General features: G+C 56.5%; 14 protein-coding genes. 6 read left to right on the forward strand and 8 right to left on the reverse strand.

Features of this window, described 5'->3' with window-relative positions; all coding sequences use genetic code 11:
* Window positions 1-115: 115 nt before the first annotated feature.
* The 5 genes from AC2FID_RS09620 to AC2FID_RS09640 are packed head-to-tail and all read left to right on the forward strand — an operon-like array spanning window position 116 to window position 6,429.
* Window positions 116-1,954 carry an ABC transporter ATP-binding protein gene (locus tag AC2FID_RS09620; protein ID WP_496836549.1) on the forward strand — a complete coding sequence of 613 codons (1,839 nt, stop codon included), beginning with the start codon at window positions 116-118 and terminating at the stop codon, window positions 1,952-1,954.
* Window positions 1,951-3,783 (forward strand): ABC transporter ATP-binding protein, encoded by a 1,833-nt coding sequence (locus AC2FID_RS09625; protein WP_496836551.1) that lies wholly within the window; start codon window positions 1,951-1,953, stop codon window positions 3,781-3,783. The genes AC2FID_RS09620 and AC2FID_RS09625 overlap by 4 nt, the downstream gene beginning before the upstream one ends.
* A gap of 39 nt (window positions 3,784-3,822) precedes the next feature.
* Window positions 3,823-5,046: a class I SAM-dependent RNA methyltransferase gene (locus AC2FID_RS09630; RefSeq protein WP_496721333.1), complete on the forward strand. Its 1,224-nt coding sequence runs from the start codon at window positions 3,823-3,825 to the stop codon at window positions 5,044-5,046.
* Between the two features lie 21 nt (window positions 5,047-5,067).
* Complete coding sequence (locus tag AC2FID_RS09635; RefSeq protein ID WP_496755493.1) at window positions 5,068-5,853, forward strand: ion transporter; 786 nt, start codon at window positions 5,068-5,070, stop codon at window positions 5,851-5,853.
* Window positions 5,854-5,910: 57 nt separating this feature from the next.
* A complete protein-coding gene (locus AC2FID_RS09640; RefSeq protein WP_058275258.1) occupies window positions 5,911-6,429 on the forward strand; it encodes a L,D-transpeptidase family protein in 519 nt (172 codons plus the stop codon).
* Here the strand turns inward: AC2FID_RS09640 and AC2FID_RS09645 are convergent.
* From AC2FID_RS09645 to cysQ, 7 genes are all read right to left on the reverse strand, one after another.
* On the reverse strand, window positions 6,413-7,858 hold the full coding sequence (locus AC2FID_RS09645; protein ID WP_496836554.1) for a nodulation protein NodH: 1,446 nt from the start codon (window positions 7,856-7,858) through the stop codon (window positions 6,413-6,415). The genes AC2FID_RS09640 and AC2FID_RS09645 overlap by 17 nt on opposite strands.
* 6 nt (window positions 7,859-7,864) lie before the next feature.
* Window positions 7,865-9,565, reverse strand: a complete 1,701-nt coding sequence (locus AC2FID_RS09650) for a DUF5927 domain-containing protein (RefSeq protein WP_496836555.1) — start codon at window positions 9,563-9,565, stop codon at window positions 7,865-7,867.
* Window positions 9,562-10,548: a glycosyltransferase family 2 protein gene (locus tag AC2FID_RS09655; RefSeq protein ID WP_496836556.1), complete on the reverse strand. Its 987-nt coding sequence runs from the start codon at window positions 10,546-10,548 to the stop codon at window positions 9,562-9,564. Before AC2FID_RS09655 ends, AC2FID_RS09650 begins: the two co-directional genes overlap by 4 nt.
* Before the next feature lie 147 nt (window positions 10,549-10,695).
* Window positions 10,696-11,754: a glycosyltransferase family 2 protein gene (locus AC2FID_RS09660; protein WP_496836558.1), complete on the reverse strand. Its 1,059-nt coding sequence runs from the start codon at window positions 11,752-11,754 to the stop codon at window positions 10,696-10,698.
* A gap of 7 nt (window positions 11,755-11,761) precedes the next feature.
* The gene (gene galE / locus AC2FID_RS09665; protein WP_496755489.1) at window positions 11,762-12,745 is read right to left on the reverse strand and encodes a UDP-glucose 4-epimerase GalE; all 984 of its coding nucleotides are present in this window, start codon (window positions 12,743-12,745) and stop codon (window positions 11,762-11,764) included.
* A gap of 68 nt (window positions 12,746-12,813) precedes the next feature.
* The gene (locus tag AC2FID_RS09670) at window positions 12,814-13,614 is read right to left on the reverse strand and encodes a 3-deoxy-manno-octulosonate cytidylyltransferase family protein (RefSeq protein WP_496836559.1); all 801 of its coding nucleotides are present in this window, start codon (window positions 13,612-13,614) and stop codon (window positions 12,814-12,816) included.
* Entirely contained in the window at window positions 13,614-14,411 is a 798-nt protein-coding gene (cysQ, locus tag AC2FID_RS09675) for a 3'(2'),5'-bisphosphate nucleotidase CysQ (protein WP_496836561.1), read from the reverse strand. The genes AC2FID_RS09670 and cysQ overlap by 1 nt, the downstream gene beginning before the upstream one ends.
* 123 nt (window positions 14,412-14,534) lie before the next feature.
* Between cysQ and AC2FID_RS09680 the strand changes: the two genes are divergently transcribed.
* Window positions 14,535-15,356 (forward strand): ABC transporter permease, encoded by an 822-nt coding sequence (locus AC2FID_RS09680; RefSeq protein WP_496736646.1) that lies wholly within the window; start codon window positions 14,535-14,537, stop codon window positions 15,354-15,356.
* Here the strand turns inward: AC2FID_RS09680 and AC2FID_RS09685 are convergent.
* The gene (locus AC2FID_RS09685) at window positions 15,353-15,955 is read right to left on the reverse strand and encodes an alpha-ketoglutarate-dependent dioxygenase AlkB family protein (RefSeq protein WP_282153610.1); all 603 of its coding nucleotides are present in this window, start codon (window positions 15,953-15,955) and stop codon (window positions 15,353-15,355) included. The two genes, AC2FID_RS09680 and AC2FID_RS09685, sit on opposite strands and share 4 nt — an antisense overlap.
* Between the last annotated feature and the right edge of the window lie 169 nt (window positions 15,956-16,124).

Consider the following 16,124-nt stretch of genomic DNA (forward strand, 5'->3'; position numbering starts at 1 on the left):
AATGTATTACGGGATCTGGGACAGCTAAGGCTGGAACACTTTGACCCGTAGGGGTGGTGTTCTGGCGCCATCTTTCTTCGCATGACTTACTTTTTGCTCAACCGGAGCACTCTCCATGTTTCGCTATTTCGAAAACCTCGTTGACCCTTTTGTTGCCTACAAGGAAACCGACACGCCGCCGACGCGGTTGTGGCCATTCATGCTGGACTACTCGCAACCGTTCATGCGGGTGTTCTTCTGGGCTGGTTTAATCTCTGTCGTCGTTGCCGCAGTTGAAGTTGGCCTGATTTACTACATGGGCCGAGTGGTTGACCTGCTGTCGGGCCCTCCGGCCGAGGTCTGGCAGAACCACGGCACCGAATTTATCTTGGTCGCGGCATTTGTGCTGCTGCTGCGTCCGATGCTGCATGTCGTGGACGTGCTGTTGTTAAACAACACGATCCTGCCGAATTTCGGCACCCTGATCCGCTGGCGTGCGCACAAACACGTTCTGCGCCAATCCGTTGGGTGGTTCGAAAATGACTTTGCCGGTCGGATTGCCAACCGGATCATGCAAACGCCGCCTGCTGCGGGTGAGGCCGTGTTTCAGGTATTTGACGCGATCTCATTCTCAATCGCCTATCTGATTGGCGCGGCGATCCTGTTGATGGCGGCGGATCCACGGTTGCTGTTGCCGCTGCTGATCTGGTTTGCGCTTTACGCCATTCTGGTGCGCTGGACGGTGAAAAGGGTCGGTCCGGCTTCGCAGGCTGCGTCCGATGCGCGCTCGGCTGTGACGGGTCGGGTGGTGGACAGCTATACCAACATCCATTCGGTCAAGATGTTCGCCCATAACGAACAAGAGTTGGACTATGCCCGCGAAGCCATTGAAGAAACGCGACGTACCTTTCAGGTCGAAATGCGGATTTTCACCATAATGGATGCGGTACTGGTCGCTCTGAACGGTTTGCTGATCGTCGGCGTGGTTGGTTGGGCCATTTCCCTTTGGATGCAAGGGAGCGCATCTGTGGGTGTCGTTGCGGCGGCGACTGCCTTGACCCTGCGACTGAACGCGATGACTGGATGGATCATGTGGGCGTTGACCAGCTTCTTCCGCCAGCTTGGTGTCGTGGCAGAGGGCATGCAAACAATTGCCCAGCCCGTTGACCTGCTGGATATGCCGGACGCTAAGTCCTTGCAGCTGAACAAGGGCCAGATCGAAATTCGCGATCTGTCGCACCATTACGGTCGCAAGACCGGCGGGCTGGATCACATCAATCTGACCCTCAATCCTGGCGAAAAGATCGGTCTGATCGGGCGGTCCGGTGCGGGAAAATCGACCCTAGTTAAGCTGCTTTTGCGGTTTTACGACGTTGAGCAAGGTGCGATCCTGATTGACGATCAGGACATTTCCAGGGTCACGCAGGACAGTTTGCGCAGCCATATCGGTATGGTTCAGCAGGACAGCGCCCTGTTGCATCGGTCGGTGCGTGACAACATCCTCTATGGTCGCCCCGATGCCACCGAAGAACAGATGATCGCCGCCGCCAAACAGGCTGAGGCGCATGAGTTCATCCTTGATTTGCAAGACCCAGAAGGGCGCACGGGGTATGATGCGCATGTGGGCGAGCGGGGTGTGAAGCTGTCCGGCGGTCAGCGGCAGCGCGTGACGCTGGCGCGGGTGATCCTGAAGGACGCACCCATTTTGCTGTTGGACGAGGCGACATCCGCTCTAGATTCCGAGGTCGAAGCGTCAATTCAGGAAACTCTCTACGGTATGATGCAAGGAAAAACCGTGATCGCCATCGCCCACCGGCTGAGCACCATCGCGCAGATGGACCGTATTCTGGTCATGGATGGTGGTCGGATCGTTGAACAGGGCGGGCATTCAGAACTGCTGGCGCAAGGTGGGCTTTACGCCCAGTTCTGGGCACGGCAATCTGGGGGCTTCCTGAACCCGGAGGCCGCTGAATGAGGATTGCCGACCTCATAAATCCGTTCAAGAACATCGAAACGCCCCCGCCGCAAACGCTGGGGGCGTTCATTCGCTGGTGTCTGTCTGGCGCATGGCCAATGATCTTCGTCGCAGCGTTTTTCTCGGCTACTGCGGGTGCGATGGAGGCGGGCACTGCGTGGATGCTGGGCCTGGTCATTGATGCAGCAACCACAAGCGGACCCGAGAACTTTCTGACCGCCAACAACGTCTGGATGATCCTTGGGGTCGTTGCGTTTTTCATGCTACTGCGGCCAGCCCTGTTCGGGCTTTCGTCGTTGACCAACAACTATATCGTCATGCCCAATATTACGCCGTTGGTTCTGGCCAAGCTGAACCGGTGGACGTTGGGCCAGTCGGTCACATATTTCGACGACGATTTTGCCGGGCGGATCGCGCAGAAGCAGATGCAAACATCCAACGCGATGGCGTCGGTGGTATCCGAGACGATCAGTGCGATCGTGTTTGCCTTGGCCTCGCTGGGGGGCTCATTACTTTTGTTAGGGTCTATTCATCCGCTGGTTATGCTGCCATTTGCGGCTTGGCTGGTCGTGTATTTCTTGCTTGTCCGTTGGTATCTGCCGCGCATCCGTAAACGCTCAGCGGCGCGGGCAGGCGCTCGCGCGATGGTGTCCGGGCAAGTTGTCGACACGATCACCAATATCAAAACCGTTAAACTGTTCGCCCATTCGGAATTCGAAGATCACGCCGCGCGAAATTCCATGGTTGATCTGCGTGAAAAGATGTTGGCGTTCGGAAGCCTGTCGGCCAGTTTCCGCTTTATCTTGATGTTGTTGGCCGGGGTTCTGCCGGTTTTGCTGATAGGTGCAACGCTGTGGCTGTGGCAAGCGGGGTCTGCGACAGCCGGTGACATTGTGGCCGCGGGTGCCATTTCGATCCGCATTGCCCAGATGACTGGCTGGGTCAGTTTCACCCTCATGGGTCTTTACGCCAATGTGGGTGAGATCGAGAACGGCATGAATACGCTGGCCAAGCGCGAACGGGTCGAGGATCAAACGGGCGCGGCGGAGTTGTCCGTGCCCGAAGGCCAGATCACCTTTGACCATGTCAGCTTTGCCTACGGTCGGGATGTTGGCGGTGTATCAGGCCTGAACATGACCGTGCACCCGGGTGAGAAACTGGGCATTGTCGGCGCTTCGGGGGCAGGGAAATCAACCTTGGTTTCGCTGCTGTTGCGCCTGTACGATGGTGAAAAGGGCACGATCTTGATAGATGGTCAGGACGTATCCGGAGTAACGCAGGACAGCTTGCGCCGTCAGATCGGCATGGTCACGCAGGAAACCGCAATGTTCAATCGGTCGGCGCGGGAGAATATTCTTTACGGCCGCCCTGACGCCTCGGAAGAGGAAATGATCGAGGCGGCCAAAAAGGCCGAGGCGCATGAATTCATCCTCAGCCTTCAGGATGCCCACGGACGCACCGGTTATGAAGCACATCTGGGCGAGCGCGGAGTGAAGCTTAGCGGTGGCCAGCGACAGCGGATTGCGCTGGCGCGCGCCATTTTGAAGGATGCGCCAATATTGGTGCTGGATGAGGCAACCTCGGCGCTGGATTCCGAGGTTGAGGCCTCGATCCAGACGGCGTTGCATCGGGTGATGCAAGGCAAGACGGTTCTGGCTATCGCGCATCGGTTGTCCACACTCAGCGAGATGGACCGGATTATTGTCCTGGACCAAGGGCGTATCGTGGAAACCGGCACACATGACGCGTTGTTGGACCAGGGTGGGCTGTATGCCCGGTTCTGGCATCGTCAGTCAGGCGGGTTCATTCAGGCTGAAGCTGCGGAATAAGGGTTTTGTTGCCGGCCAAGCCCCGGTATCAGGCACCCCATGACGCAAACCTACACTATTACCCGCCTTGGTCATCAGGGCGACGGCATCGCTGATGGCCCCGTTTACGCTCCGCGCACCTTGCCGGGTGAGGTCGTCAGCGGCACGCTGCTGGATCAATTCCTGACGGATATCCGTGTCGAGACGCCCTCGGACCAGCGGGTCAAGGCACCGTGTCGTCACTACAAGTCCTGTGGTGGATGCCAGTTGCAGCACGCCGCAGATGGATTCGTTGCGGATTGGAAGGTCGAGGTGGTGCGCACCGCGCTGGCGGCGCAGGGGTTGGAGGCGTTGATGCGCCCGATCCAGACGTCACCAGAACGGTCCAGGCGTCGCGCGACGATTGCGGTTCGACGGACCAAAAAGGGTACTCTGGCCGGGTTCCATGGCCGTGCGTCAGACACGATCACCGAGATCCCGGATTGCCATTTGCTCGACCCGGCCCTGATCGCGGCCATTCCGGTGGCCGAAGCACTGGCGGTTCTGGGTGGCAGCCGTAAAGGCGTGTTGGCGGTGACGCTAACCTTGTCCGAGGCCGGGCTTGATGTGGCGGTCAAAGGCGGCAAAGCGCTGGACGGCCCGCTTGAGTCGGCTTTGGCACAAGCGACCGAGAAACACGGTCTTGCCCGGCTTAGCTGGGACGGTGAAGTGATTGCCATGCGCCAGCCACCCGTTCAGCGTTTTGGTCAGGCAAGTGTTGTTCCGCCGCCCGGCGCGTTTCTACAGGCGACAAAAGACGGAGAACAGGCTCTATTAAAGGCGGTTTCTGAAGCTGTGGGTGGTTCCAAACGCATTGTGGATCTGTTTGCCGGCAGCGGCACATTCTCTTTGCCCCTGGCAGAGGAGGCCGAGGTTCACGCCGTCGAGGGCGAAGCAGCGATGACGCAAGCGCTGGATCAAGGATGGCGTAGGGCGCAGGGCCTCAAACGGATAACGACCGAAGCACGAGACCTGTTTCGGCGACCGCTGATGCCGGATGAGCTAAAGTCTTTTGATGCTGTGGTGATCGACCCGCCACGCGCCGGGGCCGAGGCGCAAGTGACCGAACTGGCGCAGGCACTGCGCCCGGTGATTGCTTATGTGTCCTGCAACCCGGTGACCTTCGCCCGCGATGCGAAAATTCTTGTTAATGCGGGCTACACCCTTGAATGGGTACAGGTTGTTGACCAATTTCGATGGTCGTCACACACCGAACTTGCGGCACGGTTCACCCTGAACCCTTAAGACTTACAGGAGACTACCCGAATGGGGATCACCCAACGCCTGCTGACCCTTATCGAAGCACCAGCTTTCGGGAAGTTCATTACCGGTGTCATCATCTTCAACGCCGTGCTGCTAGGGATGGAGACATCGCCCACCCTTATGGAAGCTGCAGGTCCATTGATCGTAACACTGGACAGCCTTTGCCTGACCATTTTCGTTGTTGAAATTGCGATTAAACTGCTGGCCACGGGGCGCAGGTTTTTCACCAACGGCTGGAATGTCTTTGATTTTGTGATTGTCGGCATCGCTCTTGTACCGGGTGGGTCCGGCCTTTCGGTGCTGCGGGCATTGCGGATTTTGCGGGTGCTGCGCGTTATCTCGGTCGCGCCACGCCTGCGCCGCGTGGTTGAGGGTTTTATTTCGGCCTTGCCCGGCATGGCCAGCGTGTTCCTTCTTATGGCGATCCTGTTTTACATCGGTGCGGTGATTTCAACCAAACTGTTCTCGCAGACTTTCCCGGACTGGTTCGGCGATCTGGGCCTTTCAGCCTATACGCTGTTCCAGATCATGACGCTGGAAAGCTGGTCCATGGGGATCGTGCGCCCGGTAATGGAGATCTATCCTTACGCCTGGCTGTTCTTTGTGCCGTTCATCATGGTGACCACTTTTGCGGTGGTAAACCTGCTGGTCGGTTTGATCGTAAATTCGATGCAGGATGCGCATCATGCCGAGGACGAAGTCAAAACCGATGCCTATCGTGACGAAGTGCTGGAGCGGCTTGAAAGCATCGAACGTCGCCTGACAGAGCAGCAAAACATCAAAAAGTGATTTCAGTTTTCACATTTTCTGGCATAATACAGAAAAAAAGAGCAGCAGGCAGTGAACATGGATCGTCGAGCATTTGGATTGGGTGCAATGGCAACGCTGAGCCTCTCAGCTTGTGCCTCGGCCAACCCCAGAATTCTAACTTACAACGGACCCGAAGTGACCTCTCTGGTCATCAACAAGGGCTCGCGGAAACTATATCTTCTGCACAATGATAAGATCCTGAAAGAATACAGGGTTGATCTTGGATTTGCGCCCAACGGCACCAAAGCAAAGCGCGGTGACGGGCGTACACCGGAAGGCAGCTACCTGATTGATCGGCACAATCCCAACAGCCGCTATCATCTGTCGCTGGGGATCTCGTACCCGAATTCTGAAGATGTTGCGAAAGCGAAGGCTATGGGTGTCGATCCGGGCGGCGATATCTTTATCCACGGACAACCGAACCGTCGCAAAGAGCGTAAGCGCGCCAAAAAGACGTCGGATTGGACTGCGGGTTGCATCGCTGTCAAGAATGACGAGATCGAAGAGATCTATTCAATGGTAAACCGGGGAACGCTGATTACTCTGCGTCCCTAATCGGTTTCCAGGGCTCAAATCCGAACTGCATATAGTCACGCTGGTACGCCTGGGCGGCCAGCGTTTCCAGTTTGTCGTCATAAATCTCAGCCAGAGTGAACGGGGTATCCGGTTCACTGAGTTCGGGTAGGGGCGGTGTGCTATGCCCCATCCTGCGCGCCAGATCGGGCAGGGCTGTCGTGACTTCATCCTCCCTCAGGATCAGGTCGGGCAATGCGAAGGACGCCATCCCCTCAAGGGCCTGTGACTGACTGCACCATGCCGCATCCACGCGTATGGCGGTCTGTTGGGCAAGGTTCTGACGCAGGAATGTCAGGAAAGCGGAAAACGCCTCGTAATGCTGCTCAACCGGGTAATTGCCGTCGCGCAATTGCCCGGGGATCGGAATCTTTAACCGGTTGCGCAGGACGTGTCGGATTTTCGGATACGCGTCGGAACCCGTGTTGAGGATATGTCTGCAAAAAGCGCGATGCGCGCGCGCCAATGGGTGTTGCAGCACGGCAAACTTTCGATGCCCGGGATTGGAAAGAAACCACTGACGCGTCTGCTTTCTGTTCTGATTGGTCAGCAATTGTTCAACATCAACATGGTCCAGCGCGGCCATCCACCTTGCTACCGGGCTTTCCATTCCCCCGCGGATGGGCATGTACATCAGTGGCGTCTTTGGTGCGGCAACGTAGTTCGCCACCAATGGACGTCGGCGTGGTTCGAAATTCGGAGTGCTGTGCAGGTTAAAGCTGTCGATTTGTGACAACGCCTGCTCCATCTCATCGGGGTTCGTCACTTTCGCCAGCGCCGGCTCGGGGTTTTGCGGTTTGAGTGTTTCGTCGATCGCCGACAGCCTGCCGGACACACCCAGCCAGGCGGCAAGACCATTCAACAAGTGCACCTGGTTCAGGTCTTCATAAGCAATGTAAAATGGGGTCTGGCCGCTTTGCTGCAAACGCTGCGACAGCATCAGGTGATACTCATGCTGCCGGTTCAGGTATTTCATGAACGCTTCGGCATCGAACTCAACCTGTGCTTCACGGCGACGCTTGATGTTTTTCAGCTGCCACTGCTTGGTTTCGCGCGCAATCTTCAATGAGATGAAGCTGTCCAGAGGGTTTCGGGTCAGAATGATCTTGGCGCAGCGCGGATCGCCCAAAGCTGGCTCTAACACACGTGGATCATGTCCCTGAAAAAGGCGAAACCCGTTCAGTTCCCCTGGTCCCTGCCGGATTGCCTCAAGCAATGTGGAAGGGTCACGATCCCTCTCTTCCACCGAGATGCCCAGCAGAGTGTCGGATTTCAGACGCCCGATGAAATGGGGATTGAACGCCTCGCCATGGCTGGTGACTCCTTCGATGGCGTTCAGGTTCGCCTCAAGCAAGTTGGAACCGGTCCGCATGGCTGCAAGAATGATAAAATAGTCAAATTGGGGCGTCATTTATCTTTACTGCACCAGATAGGGTTTTCGATATGGCCGGACCCGGTCCGTAAAGCTGTCGTCCGGTGGGAAATCGCCCATCAGATAAGGGTGCATGCCCTGGTTCTTCAGGTTTTGCAGGAACTGGCCAAACCCGGACAGATCCACCATTTTTGGCGCTTCGGTCAGGTGGCTGGTTTGGGTGGTTCCGGTATCCTCGACCGCGGTCTGCAAAGGCTCGACCGGAGATTCAACGAATTCTGCCAGCGTCCACCTGCGAACCCGCGCCTTGGTCCAGACAGAAGAAAGGATTTCCAGTTGTTTGGTTTCGATCTGCTGCAGCCGGGCGGCCTCGGCGCGGATATCGGCAAAGTTCAGGTTTGACCTAAACAGCGGGATTGCCCAGGCCCCGGTTATGACGGAAATCAGCGCATTCTTGTCCCGAGCCAAGAGCCAGTTGATCTCTTGCGTGTCAGCGGGGCCGAACTGAAAACACTGTTTTTCGCCACGCGTGTTCCATATCAGGTTCGAAAGGAAAGCTGTTGGGTTGTAATCCCGCAGCTTTGCGCAATCGCTGAGGCCGCCGTTGACGATGGTTTCTCCGCCGGCGAATTCAGCGCGCTTCGGGTCAAACAGATGCCCGTGGACACGCGCGCCAGTGATGTTGCTCAACCAGGGTTCAAAATCTTCGAACACTTCGGAAAAGCCCTGAAAAACCGAATACGGAGAGGACGTCAGCCCGTTTTCGTTGCCGTGCCGTGGAAACCGGCTTTGCATGTACAACCCGTCACGCCCACGTGTGCGCCGTTCGACCGCTTTGGAAAACACCCGGTCAATTTTGCTTGGGTTGGGCTCTGTGGGTTTCATGGCGCCTGCCTGATCGGTCAGAAAAGCCTGATACAGTCGATCCGCGTTGGGCCAGGCTTTGCGGGCAACAAAACAATCGGACCTGCGCAGTAGCTGCAGGTGATCGTCATAGAAAATATGCGGACGACCCTGATAGTCGAACTTGGACAGTGTCAGAGACCGGCTTTCGATATGGGTGGAATACAGGCGCGCCAGCGTCTGGAAGTAACTTTCGTCAGGTATCCAGACGCGCCGAAAATACCGATCATAGGTCTCGCGCTTTGGATCCTGCAATATAGCCGACAGGGTTTGGCGGGTCAGACACCACCACTGGCTACCCATATGCGGTACAAGCCCTTCGGGTATGTGGCGTCGAATGCGCAACGCGCGTTGCAGTTTCACATAGGCGTCAAACAGTTTGCGGTTCTTTCGCCACGAGAACGGAAATCTCAGGGTAAAGCGTTCCTGATCCAAGCCTCCGATGGTCCAGCTTACATCAGAGGTAGTGGCGCTTTCGATGAAATCCACGCGCGGCCTGTCCGAGAGGTAATTGACCAGTTCATCCACTGGCCGCAAAGGAAGACAGGATCCTGAAGTCAGGAAAACATGGCGGACATCGGGAAATGTTTCAAGCATCAGTGCGGCGGCAGACTGCGAGGCGGCAACGATGCCCCACCCCCCCCAGTTGCAGACATGACGGTCAGAAAACCGGATCAGCGGGTCATTCGCACAAGCGGCAACGAATTCCGCATAGACATTGTTTGGCACTTTGCGGTCCACATGGATCACCACCGGGCACCCCGAAGACGTCCAGTGGCGGGCCACTTGCCCGGCACGGTTCAGCGCGGTGTGAACCAGCATAATGATGCCCAGATTGCTCATGCCCAGTTTCCTTTTGACATGAGGCCTAAAATCTCAAGTTGTCGCCAATTGATATAAGCTTCGGACTTGTCGCACCAGAACTCGGGCATGTCCGCCAAATGTTCGGCATAGGCGCGATATTCCCCAGAGCTGCGGTAATGCTGGCCGCGCTCCATCTCTTCTTGGGCCTTCTCGCCCAATGTGCTGATGAGTTTGGCGTGCAACAACGCACCGCTTGTTTTTTCGCCACCCCATTCATCAAACACCTGGTTCAATCCGCGTGGCAGCAGCGCATGGGTCGAGCTGACATAGACATAGCGCTTGTCCCATTTCACCAACGGAATCTTGTTCAGCGCAGGCGCTTTTTTCGGCGTGTCCTTAAAGAACACACGCGCGCGGGGTCCGCCTTGAATCCAGAGATTTCCGTAGGTCGGGTTCTTTGTGATCGTATAATTTCCTGCATCAAACCATTTGGCGATTTCGAACGGGTTTTGCCCCTCGGAATAGATGGCGTCTTCGACCGGCCCTTCGGGATACATGTCGATCAGCATTGCGCTGAAGCTGCGCACAGAGCAGCCGTCCAGCCAGTCGGTAAGGGCACGGATAGGCCGTGTGTCGCAGAACGGGTAGATAAAGAACTCGTCCGGGTCGACTGTTAGAACCCAGTGTCGGTGCGCATATTTGCGCAATAGATAGTTTGTCCAGTCCACCCCAAACGACGCACGCCTATAGCTTGCATCAGCGCGCCAGACCGACACATCGGGTTGACCCGCCAGATATTCCAGTGATCCGTCATTGCTGGCGTTATCAACGAACAGAAAATGGTTGATGCCCAGCTGCCGGTAGTAGGTCAGAAAATACGGCAGGCGAATTTTCTCATTCCGTATGACGCTGACTAGCAGGACGTCTTTCCGTGTTATCGAATTTGTATTTACGGAAACGGGAACAAGGTCGCGCCGCTTTCGAAGGCAACGCAATATACGGCGCTTGCGCCGCAATCTCATTCGGTATGAATCCAATAGGCCCACGCGACTGCCCAACCTTTGTTATTTACGCGAGCGTGCCCGGAGGCTGTACAAGCCAGAGTGGTACCGGACAATTGCCGTTTTATGCCATTTTTCCATCTTTCGAAGCAACGACTTTAAAAACCGTTAGTTTGAGTTGTGGCTTTCCCAATCAATTGTTCCCATCAGACCCAGTTGCTGCAATGAGTTCCAACCGGTGTATCGCTTGGACTCTGGCGCCCACATGACCGGGCGATTCGTGATGCCGTCATAGTAGTCTGCAAACTGTTCGGGATCGTGAAAGTGTTGCCGGCGCTCTTTCTCGATCTTTGATTTTTCCACAACTTCGGGCAGGAATTTGGTGTGTAACAAGACACCAGATGGTGCTGTGCCGCCGGGCCCTCCGTAACTGGCGTTCAGATGTCGTGGCAATGCGGAATGGCACGAATTCACATAGGCGTAGCGCCGCGACCACCGGACCAACGGGATTTTGTTAAGCGTCGGGGATCGGCGTGGGGCGTCGGCAAAGAACATACGCTCGCGCGCGCCGCCCTGCACCCAAAGGTTGCCGAGCGGGCTTTGCCGTTGTGTCCGGTAGGGCGCGGCATCAAACCAACTCACCACCTCGGTCGGGTCGGTTTCAGGATCGTAGCCTTGTTCCCCCAACGGGCCTTTGGGATAAAGATCCAGCATCAGCGCGCCAAACGCTACACGTCCCTGATCATCTAACCATTTCGTCAGGTCCGGTAGGGGCCGGGTGTCATGATCGGGGTAAATCAACAACTCATCCGCATCGACCATCAGAGTCCAGTGGTGGTGCCCATAGCGCATTTGCAACCAAGTCAGCCAATCCAACCCATAGCGCGACGTGCGATAGCTGTCCCGGGTCTGCCACAGTGACACGTCCGGCTGTTCCTTGAGAAAGGGCGCCGAGCCATCGTCGCTGTCGTTGTCGACGATCAGAAAGTGATCAACCCCCAATGCGCGATAATGGCGCAGGAACCAGGGCAGGCGGGTGATTTCATTGCGCAGCGTGGTGAAGGCCAGGATACCACCGGGTTTAATGTTCGCCGTGCGGTCGCTCAGACTGGACAATAGATGGCGGCTGCGAAAGGACCGCCACAACAACCGCTGTCGTTTTAGCCGCAACTTGTACATTTGCACCCATGAGATGGGCGGAAGCGTATCTTCCCCTGTACCAGTCACAATAAGCTCATTTTTCGTAGTGACCGTTCTGATGCCAGCGCCACGCATCGGCAATCATCGTCTCTAATGTGGACCTTTTGGGCGACCATCCAAGTTCCTCGCCAGCGCGCACAGAACCAGAGACCAACTTTGTGCAGTCCCCAGCCCGGCGCGGTCCGATTGCATAAGGCACGTCGCGGTTGGTGACGGCGTTGGAGTGGCTGATCACCTCCATCACCGAAAACCCCGATCCGGTGCCCAGGTTGAAGACGCGGCTGTCTTTGCCTTGTTCCAACCAGTTCAATCCCAAAACGTGGGCATCGACCAGATCGCAAACATGCACATAATCGCGGATGCAGGTGCCGTCTGGTGTTTCGTAGTCCGTCCCAAAAACGGTCAGCCCGTCGCGCTTGCCGTCGATGGCGTCCAGCATCAGCGGCACAAGGTGGGTTTCCGGGCGGTGGAACTCGCCCACCTCGCCATCGGGATCGGCACCGGCCACGTTGAAATACCGGAAGATCACGTGGTTCAGCCCGTGCGCGGCCTCGAAATCGCGCAGGATATCTTCGATGGCACGTTTTGAGGCGCCGTATGCGTTCAGCGGCAGTTGCGGCGTGTCTTCGTCCAGCACCACATTGTCATGCTCGCCATAGGTGGCGCAGGTGGACGAGAATACAAAGTTCTCACATCCGGCGGCCACCGTGGCTTCGATCAAATTCAGCGAACCGGTCACGTTGTTGGACCAGTATTTGCCGGGCTCGGACATGGCCTCACCCACTTGGCTGAGGGCAGCAAAGTGCATTACGGCCACGGGTTCGTATTTTGCGAACACCTCATCCAGTCGAGCACGATCCAGCAGATCGCCCTGTTCGAACGGACCAAACTTCACCGCGTCCTGCCAGCCGGTAACGAGATTGTCGAAGGTCACAGGCGTGTAACCGGCTTGAGAAAGCGCCTTACAGGCATGAGATCCAATGTACCCGGCACCGCCAGTGACAAGAATATTTTTCATGATCGTTCCAAATTGCGGTGCCACGCCCGGTTAGACGCCGTCTTGCAAGGGGTTAAGGTGAAAATGGGTCAATCTAACCCCATAGCGGCCATCATCTCTTCGAGTTTCGGCACATCTTGTGGGTTGTTCAATTCCCAGAATTGGCGGCCCTTCGCCTCCACCTCAACGCACAGAACCTTGCGACCATTTTCCATGAAGCGCAGCTGTTCCAGCCCTTCCAATTGCTCCAAAGGTCCCACTGGCCAGGTTGGATAGGCTGACAGCGCATCGGGGCGATAGGCGTAGACGCCGACATGGTGAAACACCGGTGTCGGTTCGGGGCCAGCAAAAGTTTCGGCAGTAAAAGGCACGACTTCTTTCGAGAAATACATTGCGCTGTGATCGGTGGCAAATACGGCTGTTGTGCCGCCGACCCGTCCGTTTTTACGATCATTCAGCAGGCTGTTCAAAGCATCTCCGTCACAACGCAGAACTGGCGTTGCGACCCCGGCATCGGGCGCGGCGCGCAGACCGGCGATCAGGTCTTCGACAAACCAATGTGGTGTCAGTGGTGCATCCCCTTGCAGGTTCACCACGATCTCGTAGCCCGCACCCAGCGCAGTATGGGCCTCGGCGCAGCGCTCGGTGCCGTTACCGCAGGTCTCGGATGTCATTACCACCTCGGCCCCGAACCGCTCGGCCACGTCGCGGATTCGGTCGTCATCGGTGGCGACAACCACCTTGTCCACACCTGACACAGAATAGGCGGCGCGCCACGATCGTTCGATCAGGGTCATCGCGTTGCCGCTTGCCCCGGTCAGCGGAACCAGCGGCTTGCCAGGGTAGCGGGTCGAGGCATAGCGGGCGGGGATGGCAATCAATACGGACATCAGGCCTCCATCAGGTCAACGCCCGGAGCGTAGGCGATAAAGAACGGGTTTGCATAGCCGTCCTTGCCGTAGGTCAATGTCGAGTGGTCATCGAAACGAACAACCTTACCGCCCGCACCCGCCAAAACGGCGTGACCGGCGGCTGTGTCCCACTCCATCGTGCGCCCGACGCGGGGATAGAGGTCCGCTTCCCCTGTTGCGACCAGACAGAATTTCAGGGACGAGCCCGCGCTTTTGCTGTCCTTGACCTGATATTTATTGATGTAATCTTCGGTCGCCTGATCGCGGTGTGATTTTGACGCGACGATCAAAAGTGCCGAATTGTTTGGTTCAGACACCGAAATCGGGGTTACGTCACCGGCCTGTGCCTTGTTAAGCGCGCCGGTTTCTTCAACCGATTGACCGTCTGCTTGCGTGTAGAACATGCGCCCCTTGGCCGGTGCATACACAACGCCCCGAGTTGGCACTCCGTTTTCGACCAATGCGATGTTCACCGTGAAATCACCGCGCCGGTTGATGAATTCCTTGGTGCCGTCCAGCGGATCGACGATCAGGAATGTGTCGCCTTTTTCGGAATGTGATGCGGCCTGTTCTTCGGTCACCAGCAGAATATCCGGGAACGCGGCGCGCAAGCCTGCCGATATCAGGGCATCGGCTGCCTCGTCCGCTTCGGTCACGGGGCTGGCGTCGGATTTGACTTTGACGTCGAAATCATCCGACTCGTAGATCTGCATGATCGTGTCCCCGGCTTCCAGCGCCAGACGTCTGATTACGGGAATAAGGGCGTCGTAGGTCACAAAAATGCTCCGTTGCTGTAGTTTGTTGATCGAAATCCTTGTGGGCCTTATGATGCGGCGGTTACGGAACGGCAAGAATTTCGTGGCAGTTTGCAGGCAGTTCAGCGGGAAAGAGTGTACTGAGTGTTTTATTTTAAGCGAAAACAGACGCTTTTGGGCAGCGCTTTCACGACCGCTGAGCTTATCTATCATGCGGTTGTGCACGGGATACGATCAAAACACGCGAATGCCGTGATCGCGATCATCATCAATATCGTGCAAATTCTCGCACTTGTGACCGTTTTTTATCTGATCTTGTCGATGTTGGGCACACGAGTGGCCAAGATCCGGGGTAACTTTATCCTGTTTCTCTTATCAGGTGTCTTTCTGTTCCTGACTCACATCAAAGCCGTCTCGACCGTCGCTGGCGTGGCTACAGGAAACAACCCGATGATGCTGCACTCTCCGATGAATATGATGGTCGCATTGTTGGCGACTGCCTTCGGATCGCTTTATACGCAATTGGTTTCGATCCTTGTGATCCTCTTCGCCTACAGCGTCATAATTGAGCCGCTGGAGATCCAAGAGCCCGGCGGCGCGTTCTATATGCTGATCCTGGCCTGGTTTACGGGATGTGCGGTGGGTGTTGTTTTCATGGCGCTCAAACCGTGGTTCCCCGGGACTTCTGATATTCTCAGAAACTTGTACCGACGCATGAACATGATTTTTTCGGGCAAAATGGTTGTAGGGAATGCGCTGGGTGGCTTCTTGCTGAGTTTCTTTGCCTGGAACCCGTTGTTTCACATAATTGACCAATGCCGTGGCTTTGTCTTTCGTAACTACTATCCACGTAACTCCAGTTGGGAATACGCGCTTTGGGTTGGGTTGGCCTTGCTGACAATTGGATTGCTGGGGATTTTTTACACCCGCCAGCATGTGTCGGCTAGTTGGGGGGCGCGCCGCTAACTCGCCACCCGTAGGGTCAGGTTGATCCGCCCGCCTTTGGGCAACAGCTTGGATGAACCGAAGCGGATGCGGTCTACCCCGTGATAGGTCAGGCGGGCGGGGCCGCCCATGACTACGACGTCGCCGGAGTTCAGCCAGATCGACTCGGTCTTGCCGCCCCGGGTTTCGTTTCCGATGCGGAAAAGGGCATCGTCGCCCAGGGATATCGACAGGACAGGCCAGGAAAAATCGGCCTCGTCCTTGTCTTGATGCAGCCCCATGCGCGCACCTTCGCCGTAATAGTTGATCAGACAGCAATCCGGATCGCGTTGGGTGCTGGCAAGCTTGCGCCAGATGCCCAGTATCGTATCAGGAATGTCCGGCCACACCGTTCCTTTAGGGTGCTGCGCCTGATATCGGTAGCCCCCTTTGTCAGTGACCCAACCAAACGCTCCGGCTGAGGTCATGCGCACCGACATTTCCTTGCCCGAGGGCGTAACCGGCCGGAACAGCGGCGCAGATTTCAGAATCGGCCGCAACGCCTCAATCAGTTGCGTTTGTGCCGCAACGTCCAGATAGGCTTTTCTGATGTCAAATCCGCGCAAGAGCAGCCGCGCCATTGAAGATTCCCCAATCCTTGCCAAAACCTTGTCAAAAAGGCCGCAGATTCCCGAAAACCTGCCTTTTACACCGCTTGCAGGCCTCTGATCTCGCCCTTATATACGCCGGGACGCGCGATGGTGTAGTGCTGTTGCGCAAACCAGATCGGGACCGGACGCCATAACGGGT

The organism is Ruegeria sp. CDSC068 (assembly GCF_059610545.1).